Annotated in this window: 12 protein-coding genes and 2 pseudogenes; 6 read left to right on the forward strand and 8 right to left on the reverse strand. The window is 49.1% G+C overall.

Annotated features, from left to right (window positions below; all coding sequences use genetic code 11):
- Nucleotides 1-17: 17 nt before the first annotated feature.
- On the reverse strand, nt 18-182 hold the full coding sequence (locus tag UB43_RS29305) for a phage integrase Arm DNA-binding domain-containing protein (RefSeq protein ID WP_082085925.1): 165 nt from the start codon (nt 180-182) through the stop codon (nt 18-20).
- A gap of 40 nt (nt 183-222) precedes the next feature.
- Between UB43_RS29305 and UB43_RS30135 the strand changes: the two are divergent.
- Nucleotides 223-375, forward strand: a pseudogene (locus tag UB43_RS30135) (integrase); the annotation flags it as partial.
- Nucleotides 376-663: 288 nt separating this feature from the next.
- On the opposite strand, the gene UB43_RS29900 reads toward UB43_RS30135, so the two are convergent.
- Nucleotides 664-1035, reverse strand: coding sequence for a hypothetical protein (locus UB43_RS29900; protein ID WP_177329826.1), 372 nt, complete (start codon nt 1033-1035; stop codon nt 664-666).
- A gap of 355 nt (nt 1036-1390) precedes the next feature.
- Between UB43_RS29900 and UB43_RS29315 the strand changes: the two genes are divergently transcribed.
- Both UB43_RS29315 and UB43_RS27410 read left to right on the forward strand, forming a co-directional pair.
- Complete coding sequence (locus UB43_RS29315) at nt 1391-2179, forward strand: HNH endonuclease (RefSeq protein WP_082085926.1); 789 nt, start codon at nt 1391-1393, stop codon at nt 2177-2179.
- Between the two features lie 70 nt (nt 2180-2249).
- A complete protein-coding gene (locus tag UB43_RS27410) occupies nt 2250-3320 on the forward strand; it encodes a DNA cytosine methyltransferase (RefSeq protein WP_045217768.1) in 1071 nt (356 codons plus the stop codon).
- On the opposite strand, the gene UB43_RS29320 is transcribed toward UB43_RS27410, so the two are convergent.
- The 5 genes from UB43_RS29320 to UB43_RS29700 form a co-directional block, all read right to left on the reverse strand.
- On the reverse strand, nt 3256-3669 hold the full coding sequence (locus tag UB43_RS29320; protein ID WP_082085927.1) for a very short patch repair endonuclease: 414 nt from the start codon (nt 3667-3669) through the stop codon (nt 3256-3258). The genes UB43_RS27410 and UB43_RS29320 overlap by 65 nt on opposite strands.
- Nucleotides 3670-3703: 34 nt before the next feature.
- Complete coding sequence (locus tag UB43_RS29690; RefSeq protein WP_156160512.1) at nt 3704-4381, reverse strand: hypothetical protein; 678 nt, start codon at nt 4379-4381, stop codon at nt 3704-3706.
- A gap of 13 nt (nt 4382-4394) precedes the next feature.
- Complete coding sequence (locus UB43_RS29695; RefSeq protein ID WP_156160513.1) at nt 4395-5624, reverse strand: hypothetical protein; 1230 nt, start codon at nt 5622-5624, stop codon at nt 4395-4397.
- A complete protein-coding gene (locus tag UB43_RS29325; RefSeq protein ID WP_082085928.1) occupies nt 5621-7804 on the reverse strand; it encodes an ATP-binding protein in 2184 nt (727 codons plus the stop codon). Before UB43_RS29325 ends, UB43_RS29695 begins: the two co-directional genes overlap by 4 nt.
- Nucleotides 7805-8222: 418 nt before the next feature.
- Complete coding sequence (locus tag UB43_RS29700; RefSeq protein WP_156160514.1) at nt 8223-8363, reverse strand: hypothetical protein; 141 nt, start codon at nt 8361-8363, stop codon at nt 8223-8225.
- A gap of 754 nt (nt 8364-9117) precedes the next feature.
- Between UB43_RS29700 and UB43_RS29705 the strand changes: the two genes are divergently transcribed.
- Nucleotides 9118-9912: a hypothetical protein gene (locus tag UB43_RS29705; RefSeq protein ID WP_156160515.1), complete on the forward strand. Its 795-nt coding sequence runs from the start codon at nt 9118-9120 to the stop codon at nt 9910-9912.
- Between the two features lie 168 nt (nt 9913-10080).
- Here the strand turns inward: UB43_RS29705 and UB43_RS29710 are convergent, their stop codons facing one another.
- On the reverse strand, nt 10081-10446 hold the full coding sequence (locus tag UB43_RS29710; protein ID WP_156160516.1) for a hypothetical protein: 366 nt from the start codon (nt 10444-10446) through the stop codon (nt 10081-10083).
- A gap of 1052 nt (nt 10447-11498) precedes the next feature.
- Here UB43_RS29710 and UB43_RS27440 point away from each other — a divergent pair.
- Both UB43_RS27440 and UB43_RS30145 read left to right on the forward strand, forming a co-directional pair.
- Complete coding sequence (locus tag UB43_RS27440; protein ID WP_045217776.1) at nt 11499-11771, forward strand: hypothetical protein; 273 nt, start codon at nt 11499-11501, stop codon at nt 11769-11771.
- Nucleotides 11764-11895: pseudogene (locus UB43_RS30145) on the forward strand (Arc family DNA-binding protein); the annotation flags it as partial. The gene UB43_RS27440 and the pseudogene UB43_RS30145, both read left to right, overlap by 8 nt.
- Nucleotides 11896-11908: the final 13 nt, after the last annotated feature.

Here is an 11908-nt window from a genome sequence, read left to right on the forward strand (position 1 = left end):
ACGAAACTAGGGGCGATTCAGTCGGCACCCTCCATGAAGGTGGGATTCAGTTGCTTGGCAGCGCCAACTGCCTTGAGGCGATCCTTGCCAAACTGAAACCGCATTCCATCAGCGGCCCGCCTGTATCTATAGGACCCGCGACGGCTATCAAAATAGAGGCTCTGCGGAAGGGATCTATTCACTTTGCTCCTGGAGAGGTGGCATCAGGCGAGATGTATCGGATCGCTGCATCTGTATAAGAAAGCCGGGAAAGACGGCCGGAAGATCGCTGGGCATGCCAGCGCAGAGATGACGAAGAACTATCAGCGGGACCATGCCGAAGTGGTCTGGTCAGATGCGATTCCGGATCTCGATATCAGCGCATTTGCCCGCTAGTTTTGCGTGCATTTTGCGGGAGTTTTGCGAGTGGCCAGAAACGAAAACGACCCAAGCACCGTAAGCACTTGAGCCGCTTAAGAAAATTTGGTCGGGACGGAGTGATTCGAACACTCTACCCCTTGCACCCCATGCAGGGCATGAGACCAAGGCAAGTTATTGATCTACCTAGTGAAATTCACATTTCAACTCTAGACAATATCGCGAATTTTAGACCACTCGCAAACGTGAGACCGGGACTTGTAGAGAGCGTTTTGCGCGCCCTGGAAACTTATGAGGAGTCGCTCTCTAAGCCCCCTCACCCCTTGAGAGGTCGGCCATCATAAGAATTCGTAGGAGATCATCTGCCACATTTCGATACCACTCACTGGGCATATTCCTCCAGATCTCATGCGCCTTCCTGAGCTGACTCATGCATGAGGATTCGGCAAAGACCTCATAGCCCTGCCAGCCATTAAAGAACGCAAGCATTTCGTCACTAATGAAATAGAACTCATCCTGATCCAGACCGTTTTTTTTCGCATCGTCGACGAGAAGCCCATACAGAAATGCAATTTCATCCTGATCATCTCCCCCTCGAGCATTGAGCGACTCTCCCTCCACCGGCTTTCCATTGAATTTTTCATGGAGATACCAGTGGCACTTTCTGCAAAGTGCCACCCCATTTCCGAGCTCGAATCGGCCAGCCGGGTATATCGTCTTACGAAAAATATGATGCGCCTCGACTTGCTGGCCACTTCCACAATTCAAACAGACTCCGCGGTCCCGCATGCGAATGAAGCGACTCCAAAGCGTGAAGCACCAACGCTCAGAACGCCTCATAGTGATCGCATGAAGCAGCCGCGACTTCGCCCGTCTAAGCGACGCGTCGCATGCAGATGATGAGCTCATCTTCCCCCCATAAGGCATCCTTCAACTCCAACCTTCTTGCACCCATTCCGCACCTCGCCGATCCATATTCGACGAGTGCAAACTGCTATTATCGGAGCAGTCAACCTTCCTGCGTACAGCCCCCATGCCCCAAGATGCTCATATCGACCAATCTCACTCAAACAGCTCTCAAGCCAATCCATCCTGGTCTCGTGATGAGCTCATTCTCGCTCTAGACCTATATCTACGTCATCGCAAATCACTACCATCCAAGCAACATGCGGAAGTACAAGAACTATCACAGTTTCTCGGCAAGATGGGATTAGCTCTCGGTATTAGCTCCTCGGCTAGCTTTCGAAACCCGAACGGCGTCTATATGAAGCTGGGGAATTTTTGCCGCTGGGACCCTGACTACACCAGCGAAGGAAAGACGGGGCTCGCCAAAGGAAACAAGGATGAGGAGGTGGTCTGGAAAGAGTTTGCGGGATCACCGGAAAAGCTAGCAGCGGTAGTCGTAGGAATTCGCAGTGCGGTCGATATGGACGACCAATTCGATCATCCGCTGCAAGGTTTCGACGAACCTGAAATTCACGAAGCAGCAGAAGGAAAGGTGCTCACGCGCCTGCATCGCGTGCGAGAACGCTGCCGGAAGCTCGTCGAGCGCAAGAAGAAGCAAGCCCTAGCCAAGCATGGGAAGCTCGCATGCGAAGCCTGTGAGTTCGATTTTCAGACGCAGTACGGAAAGGCAGGCGCTGGCGTGATCGACGTTCACCATATCCAGCCGCTCCATACCTTGCAGCCAGGCCAGAAAACCCGCCTCAATGACCTCGCCCTTTTATGCGCGAACTGTCACCGCATCGTCCATGCCACTAGGCATTGGTTAAGCCTTGAGGAGCTCAAGGCCACCCTTGCGGCAGCCAAAAAGCATGTATAAATTTTCAGTACTCGACCTCGATCTTTTGTCCTGAACCGGATAGAATGACCTCCGTTAGGAGGCTATTCCCATGCATGACATTGACGCCGTTGATCTTTTCTGCGGTGCCGGCGGGCTGACCGCAGGCCTGCTCAAGACCGGCATAAGCGTACGCGCAGGCTACGACATTGATCTCAACTGCGAATACGCCTACAAAACGAACAATGGCGCAGAGTTCGTAGCTGAAAGCGTAGAGATCGCCAAGATTGAGGACGTAGCTGCCTGGTATCGTCCCAACCGAATCAAGCTTCTTGCTGGCTGTGCTCCTTGTCAGCCGTTTTCGACCTACAATCAAGGTCGTGACACAAGCACCGATCGTAAATGGCCTCTCCTATATTCCTTCGAAAAGCTCATCAAAGGCATCAAGCCTGAGCTAGTAACGATGGAAAATGTGCCTGACGTGACCAAACACAAGGTCTACCACGACTTCGTAAAAGCCCTCGAAAACGAGGACTACAGCATCTGGGCGGGAACGATTCACTGCGTGGATTATGGGCTTCCCCAACAGCGTCGCCGGCATGTACTGCTTGCGTCGAAGCTGGGCCCTATCAGCATGATTCCGAAAACCCATGTCGGTGAGCCTGTGACCGTCGAAACAGCGATTGGTCACTTCCCCAGACTTGCGGCGGGAGAGTGCGACCCACGCGATCCGCTACACCGCGCAGCTACACTCAATCCGACCAACCTCGAGCGCATCAAACGCTCGAAACCGGGTGGCACTTGGAAGGATTGGCCGGAGTGGCTGCGAGCCGATTGTCACCGCAAGGCGTCTGGCAAGACCTATCCAAGCGTTTACGGTCGGATGCGCCATGACGAACCGGGACCGACCATGACGACACTGTGCTATGGGTTTGGTAATGGTCGCTTCGGGCACTATGACACCAAGCAGAATCGCGCCATCTCCCTGAGAGAGGCTGCGACCTTGCAATCGTTCCCGGAAACCTATCAATTCATGCCCCCCGAGCAAATTACCTTCAAGGCCGTTGGTCGCATGATTGGAAACGCAGTTCCCGTCCGACTGGGAGAAATTATCGGTCTCAGTATTCAGCGCCATCTCGAAGAGATAGATTCGCTGAAGAAGGCAGAGAAAAGTCCTGCCTGAGCCGTCCCTCAAGACGATTCAAATCCCGCGTCTCACACTCCCAAACGACAAGCACTCTCCAGCCCAGCGCTTCAAGCTGGGCCGTTTTTCTCAAATCTCTTTCGACATTGGCGTAGAACTTTGGCAACCAATAATGCTGCCGAGTCTTGGGCGTGCTTGCGTACCTACAATTAGCATGACGATGCCAAAAACACCCATGAACGAAAATAACCGTTCGATGCCGAGGAAGGACTATATCTGGAGTACCCGGCAAGTCCTTTCCGTGCAAACGAAAGCGCACTCCTAGGCGGTGAAGCAACCTCCGAGTTAACAACTCCGGGCGCGTATTTTTTTGCTTTACAGACTTCATCTTTTGAATGGTGCAGCTAAAAAGCCATCAGCACTCATATAGATGCAGAATACTCTAGAAATGCATCATCCGATCTCAGCAAAAATCTTCGATGAGCAAAACTTTCAACTCTAAGATCTTCCAACGGCTCCCAACCACATGCTGAATGTATCGCATATAGAATCAACTCATGATCGCAATTCGCAAGCATGAAAAACGTAGGAGTACTGGTAGGGAACCACTCAATCGAACCAGGGAGCTCTATATCCACCCCGTTTATGGTCGTCCTTTTTATCTGCTGGACATGAAAGAAAGCGTGTTTATCATAACCCGGAGTACCCTTTGGAAAAACTTCCGGATGCTCGTAGCGAAATCCAAAAGATTTGTCTCCTCCCTCATCAGACTTTAAATATACAACCTCCGCATTTATATGCTCATGCTTCGTAACCACCAAGCGAAGCAATTTTATCCACCCTTCACTGGGCTCCAGATCAACAAGATAATACGGCGTCTCAGAACCCTTTTTCTTTTTTGTCAGAAAATTTATAAGCTTTGCATTCAGAGCGTATGTATGCTCTCCGGAGAAAAATATCTGACTATCATGCGCCTCTGCGTAGTCCTCCATAAATTTTCTGCAACCACTAAGACTTGCATGTAATGCAAATGCTTTAGAGCTCGCTTCGTGCAACTTCCCCAAAAGTTTCACTATTACCTGCGCGACATCCTTATTCATGAGGCACCACTTATTACATTAGCAGATAGGCTTGAGGCTCATAATTAACTTTTTCACCTCCAGCTGATAATTCATCGACAACCCAACGCTCTCTATCGAATGACTGCAGGTCGCTGGGGTAGCTTTTGCAGCTCGACTTATCGACAAAACGCGAAGCATCTTCGCAAAATGCGAGGTTGGGGATGTCTCGTATCGAAAAGTCAACCGGACGCTTGATGCTACCTTTAACCTCTTGCCCCCAATAGGCCGGCCGGCTCACTAGGCATTCTGGGTATACTCGAAACTTCTCTAAATCAGGCACTAAACCATGCACTTCGTGCAAGTCGCATATTTTGCGCCAGGCCGATTCATCCTTGTAATTTTCCAAGACCCAAGGATATCGGGATACTAAATGTGGAGCATCACAGATAAGCTCCTGATTCGGAAGAATTAGCCTCTCTATCCAGTGAGAAAGCACGGCAGCTGCCAAATTCGCAAGATTTCTATTCGGTAACTTTTCAATAATTTTTGCATCTTTCTCTAAGATATTAAAAACACTAATAGGGTTTGGCTGAAGTTTTCCCTCCCCCCGACGTCCTGTGAGGAGGCTTCTGAAGGTTATGCTCTTGTCTGGAAGAAGGCCTAACCTAGCAAGAAGTTCATGGGGGATATATCGAGGAGAATCAAAATCCTCGATATTAAGCTGGAGCGTTTCTATAATGGACTTATCAATATTAGCTTCTATGAAGTTGGAAAGATCTTTAAATCTTACCGGCTCAACAAGAAGATTTGGCCAATGCCAAGGCCTGAACTCAGTGAAGTCAGAAGATCTCCATAGCTCAGCGCTAGTAACATGCTTACTTCCAAGATCTAAATCAGCATATGACGGAGAAGTCCTACGCATTGTCAGATCAAATGAATTTGTACCATACTGATTGACAACGACTATCGGACCGACCAAGGACATCAATCGAGCTGCATACGCGACCTCTGCTCCAGTTGACCAGGCCGATGTTCCCTCTGTATCCAACCCCAGAAGATCATAATCCACGATCAAAAGATCGACTTCATCTAGCTGCGCGACCGTTTTATATTCTCCCTCGCGGGCACTATATCTGCTCTTGTGCAGAGATGAAATGACCTCACTTACCTCGGGAACACTTAACGCTGTAACACTGTGTCCATCGCCACCAATACTTGTGCGCATAGAATCAACCCAAGATTCTGCTCGAGGGGTGTCATCATCCAGTATTACAATATTCATTCGTCACTCCACTCAATTTTAAACGCGGTCTTAAATGGGGGGGCTGGCTCTACAAAGGAGACATGACACTCCAATGAATCAGCCACCATTTTCACTATGGTCAACCCAATTCCCATACCGCCTAACCCTAAGCTTTTCCGTTCTTCTGGTATTTCTAGTCTACGAACAAATGGCTTAAACAGATCAGAGCTATCGTGAAGCCTGACACCAGCGCCCGTATCTTGAATATAAATGGCATGATGTTGCCGCTCAGAAACACTTGTGCATTCAATCTTCCGAACCTTAGACCCAATCATTGCATTAACCGCATTGATGAGGACGTTCTGAAAAATTGCGTTCCATGCAGCAAATGTTGCCTCTGGGAGTTTCAAATCTGCTGGAACCTGAACCTCTACAGAAACGTCTCGCATGACCGCTTCAGAGTTCTTAACAATCTGATCTATAACCTTACATGCGCGATATTTATTTCTTTTTTCGCGATCGTACTCGTTCATCAGCGGGGAGAATAATTTTCTCGCTCTTGTCGTGCGCTCAGCCCACTTATCAAGCGCCTCAACAATTTTCGCTTCATTTATAGACGCGCGCTTTAATTTTAGCTGATCGCGAATGCCATTCAATATAACCAACTCTTTTTGGAGCTCATGCTCCATTGCCAATGCTGCCATACCTGTAGTAGCGAGCGCCGCAAGCAGAACACGCTCTGCATTAAGAGCGTTTTTTCGTTGTTCTTCGAGATCCTGAAGCTCTTGAAAGCGCTCGGATACTATTTCAATTTGCCTTGCAACTGGAGGCGGAGCACTCAAAGCAATCTGAAAGAGTTGTTCTTTAATTTCTGACGTTTTTTCTTCGGTCTCAGGAACCTCTAGAAGCTTTGTAAGCTTCTCCTGCTGTCGTCGCTCGTAAGAGCGCATGGCGTAAAAATCTATTGCCCACCGGACAGTATCGACAAGCTGTTTAAATGCGCCATTGTCGATAAGTCTATCCCGGGTGACCTGGACATTCAGGTAGCTCCCGCGACGAACTTCTCTCTGCGCAGCAACACTTCGCTCATGCGAAGTTGATATTTGGACAAGACCAAATATGCGTCCATTAGTGGGAAGGTCGTTTAACCCACTGGAAACCTGAAATTCCGCGGGAAGCAATGTGGACTTATTTAATCGATGCGAGTGATCGTACTCTAGCCCAAGCCAATCTTGCTCTTCGCCACCATAGAACGGGAGCCTAAAATTGTTATCGTATACGTGAACCCCACCATACCTTCTAAAGTATTTTCTTGCCGCAGTAACCTCTACACCGCCAGACTGTTTTCCAGAAAGCTTAAATACATATATCTTAAATTTTGCAGCATCAAGAAAATTTCCATCTACCTTATATGAAGCCGGGTACGCATCCCCATTCTTGAAAGTAACAGTTACACTAGCCTTATTTCCACTCCTACCGCCTTTCAACTCCCCTTCAATCACTGCTATCCAGTTTTCGAAAGCCTGTTCCATTTGCTCCGAGAAAGTCTCTTCAATCTCCTCCGGAACACCTTGAAGAGATATATTAAATTTATCTTTAGCAGATAAGGAGCGTACAAGCATACTCGGCGGCTGTAGGAACCAGAGCTCTCTAGCTAGATCACGTAACTCCTGACGCCCCCAGACCTGCTTGAGTCCCGTTATTGTTACGCTAGTCCCATGGCGGAACTTCCCACCGATAAGGATATCTGGATCAGCATCACCTACATGCGCACCAGCTTTTATCAGATCACCTGCATCTATATTTTTTGGCCAATCTACAGCTGCATAAAAAGCATTTGATTTTTGCTTTCTTGACACTAGCTCTAGCTGCTCACCTAGAAATTGCACAGATAAACGGCCGATTCCTTTAGAGCCTGTAACGGTACGCCCCCTACTCGTAGTAGTGTTTTGTTGCTTATGTATAGTTCCCACTCTAAGCCAGTAGTCAATAAAGTCCGACGAGCTCATCCCTGTGCCATTGTCTGTCACAGTTATGCTGTCTTCTCCAAATGTAATTACTACTTCAGTGGCATCGGCGTCATAGCTATTCTTCACCAGTTCTGAAAGCGCGACGTGGGGCTTTCCAACTAGGCGTTCGCCTAATTCACGTAGGAGCGCCGCGTCGACCGTGAATTCCTTGAATTCACTTAGATGAGAGCGCAATCGAGGAGTTGCCATTTATCTCAACCTTTTCAATTGGCATGGAACCGTATTTCTAAAATACAGGAGGCCGACGGGGAAAGAAATTCTGAGGCGTAAAGTGGGCTCGTTGCACGTACGCTCCACCTGGCTTTCTGCCTGCTCCTTTGCTTGCAGCAAAGAGTTGCCGGAGGCCAAAAGTCTTTGAGCGCTCGGAAAATGGACCAAGTGAGGTATTGGGCACAGGCTGAGGAGAGTAACGGGGGCAGCCTGGATCGGCATTGCCAAAATACTACTCGGGACCGCCAGTCTTTGCGTCTAGCGTCATCGGTAGGAGCACCCCAGTTGGCTTTCATCTGCACACAGTCCTTTGAGTCGTATCGCACCATCATTGTGCCAGCAGATAGTCCTACTTTCTGAAGGGATGTGGAAGAGGGATTTCATCGACTGCGAGATTTTAGGGCGGACAATCATTGATGGTGGCCTGCTCTTCACGCAGCAAGCGGATTCCATCCGCTGCCTCGACTGCGACTTTTTCCTGACGGCCTTGGACGCCAGCGATGGATACATTGAGTCCTTGCGTGCGCAGCTGGTGCATGAGTTCTTCACCGAGACGCTCGGGTCGATGAGGGTCTCGAAGCCTTCATATACGTTGCGGAACAGATGAACGTTGGCCATGGGAGTGCTCTCGGTGTGTGGTTTGCTCTGAGACTAACTAGCTGCCACGTAGGAAGAGCTTACCCGATGCGGTAGACGCTTCCGGGAAGGATAAGCGGTGTTTTATGTCACGCGGCATCGAAGTCTGCACGCCCCAGGGAGTTGCGATAGCGCTGCATTCGGTAGATATCAAATGCATGGCTAATGCACTGTACAAGTATACAACTCACCCTTCTCAACATCCCGAGACAGCAATCGTCATTGGTCGCAAGGTGAGGCGGGCGGCCAGGGTATTCCGCTATAGCAGCCGCTCAATGATGAGGTGCTGTTACCCCTTCTGAATCAACGCCGTGCTGCCTTCCCTGCCAGCACTATCCGGCGTTGGGTTTGGGCAAATTTTCATTGGCGTCGTTGTACTCGGGACCGGATTGTCCTGCATCGGGCACGATCTTGCCGGTGGCCATCCACAGAGGGTACTCAGGTGCGATCTCGACGCGAACCGTTATATCGTCCTCATTAACGCGCCTCAATCCACACCTAAGCGCGCACCAGAGTTCTCGATTGATGCCGCTTAGCTGCTCCAGCCCCTTGGCTTTGAGGCTCTTCCTCGCAAGGATGCTGAGTAGTCGCTCTCTCATTCCACGCCGAGCCGAAATGTAGTATTTATTGGTAAAAGAACAGGAGCGGAACAAGCAATGGATCATGATTTTGATGTAGTAGAGCAAAAAATTGCCGAGGCCGAATTTTTCCTCAGCAAGATGGCAAAGGCCGGTAGCAGCAAATTTGAATTTGAATGTTACCTCAGCGCCTTTTTGGCTTCGTCGCGAACTTCAACACTTGCTCTGCAACAATTCAAGCATGTAGAGGGCTTCGAGGATTGGTATTCGAAGCATCGGAAAGCTCTAAAAGACAGTTCTATAGCAAAATTCTTCCTGGATCTGCGCAATGCTCATCTGCATGGCGGTCAATACCCCGTTAGAGGGGGTGTCTTCCATCGAGGAACTGCCAGATATGAATTTCGAACAACCGAGTCCCGAGAGCCAGTTCCAAGTTCGGATATCGTTTCCGCTTGCCGGAATTTTTTCATCCTCATTTTGGAAATCGTACACAACAGCTATGTGGATCTTGGCGTTAGAATTGATTCACAGCAGTATTATACTAAAGAGCACTTCTCAACACTGGGACGATCAATTGATGATGCCGAGATCGAAATTTATGGCTGGGTTTGTGAGTCGCTGATTGAGGAGGATTTCGATGAGGATGCTCGCTGGAGTGAGCTTCGCGGAAAAGTGTATGAGTGCTCTATCAACCACCTTTTCTACAGCTACTTAGGAAAGATCACGCCCCAGCCGATCGAACCGGACCACTATGCCGACTTTGCTTATACACCTGAAGAGCGAGGATGGATTCATCCACCGGCTGGCTATTCTTCAGTAGAGGCATATTGGGAAGATTCAGGAATAACAAAGCCAGACTATTACGGCCTATAATTTTTATCGTATCCACCTGATCTACCGAAAGCATAAGCCAGGCCGCGCTCTCGAAAGTACTTCATTGAGCAAATGCATATTTCCATCTCGACATTCGGAATCGATTTTATTGTTAGGCAACCATTGGGGGGGCAACTCAATAACAGCCCCCACAAAAGACATACAACATCACTTCGCCAAAAAAGGACTTGACAGTGCTCCCTGCAATGCAATAAATGTGACTACCACTATTGCAATCTCAGCAACAAAACTCATAAGCACAACATTAAAAAGCACTAGCTTGTGATTCTTCCACACATCCACCCACATCTCCATTACTCCAGCAAATCCTTTCTTTTTACTCCTAGATGGCTGCATTCCCTTCGTGTACGCCTCAAGCGTGTCTTCAATTAATGTTGAAAAATTTGCGCAAAGGGCGGCGATGAAAACAAATAAACAGGCTGCAAACGGAAGCGTTCGCACAACCCCATAGATACTGAGATCAAATTTATTAAAGTTCAATTTACTGCCTGCCACCAGGGCGACAGTCAACATGAGAATTTGCGGAGTCAGATTACGTAGAAAATCTAGAAGTGGCTTCCGCCCCAAACCAAAAAACATATGCACTCCTTCAGTTTATATTATCGGCTACAGCTTCATATCGCCATTATACGGCCACTTTTAAAGTACCTAAAGAAATTACCTCCCTGGACCTCCCTAGGGCATGCCAGCATGAGATAAAAGATGTACTAAGCTTATAAACCAAACACAGAGACCTCAGACAAGCTTCGCACAAAGTTCGACTGGATAGAGCACCTCACAGCTGAGCTCGGCGCTCTATCTACTGTCATGAAAAAGTGAGTCTCGCTTGATCTAGCGTATAAACTCCAGAGTTCGAAATTTTCCTTTGCGCACGAACAAACCCGGCCATCTATCAACAGGTTATTTATTGATTGCGCCTGCAAGTTAATGGCGTGAACTTATTTAGAGCAATATGGTGCTTTCTATTCGAGGCCGTGTTGGTAGGCAAATAAACTTTGAGCCAGACCTTATGCATGGTGCATCCAGCGCCAATAAGAAAATCCTGAAAGTAGAGATCTGCATCTATTCTCTGCGCATCCCCATCACCTTATGCATGTTGTTACAAGCCGTAATCCGTCATTTCGACGTCACTTCTTCCTGGCGGATTTCTCTCGGGCAAACCAACGCCTAGCGACTTTCTCGGTAATCTCTATCCCGCGTCTTGTCCGGCCAAGTTTCGGTGGGCCTCATCGTATGAGGGGCTAGTTTGGCCGCTTTCGGGCGCGACCTCTCCAGTCACCAGCCATAGAGCGTACTGGGGGAAAAGGGCTATCACGGCCTCAATCTCGGCATCTGTAATCCGTGCCTTTCCATTGCGCACGTTTCCCCACCGGTAACGATCAATACCGGTTTCCTTCTCGAACCAGACGCTTGTCCGCTCCTTGTTGAACAAGGTTATAAGGCGATCTTTTATCATGCCCAAATATTCTACTTAGTAGATTGTACTCAGCAGCAATCTAGATGTATGGTTACCTTACTTAGTAGATATTACTCAGTAAGTGTGATTTTTATTATAGGGCAAAACCATGGAAGAGTCTGGAATAGTGGGGTTCACCGTCACAGGTGCGATGGAGAAAGTCACGGACTTCCGCACTGCTCCGTTCTGCTCCCAGGCGGTCTTCGCGCAGATGCTCGGCCTGGAGGACATAACGGAAGACGTGGTGCGTGGCTGGGTTGAAACCAAGACCGTGCCGACCGCCAAGATCGGCCGCCGCCGCGTCATCAACCTCCACAAAATCCGCCGCGACCTCGACCGGGGTAAGTCGATCTTCTGCCAAGGGGATTACGACGATGAATGACGCCCGGTCCTTCTCCCAGTTCAAGCTGCGTATGCCTCCAGCCCTGCGCTCCCAGGTCGAGCAAGCCGCCGAAGCTTCCCTGCGCTCCCTGAACGCCGAACTGGTCTTCCGCCTTCAACAGAGCTTCGAAGGGGAGG

The sequence above is a fragment of the Pseudomonas sp. 21 genome, from assembly GCF_000955805.1.
Lineage (GTDB): Bacteria > Pseudomonadota > Gammaproteobacteria > Pseudomonadales > Pseudomonadaceae > Pseudomonas.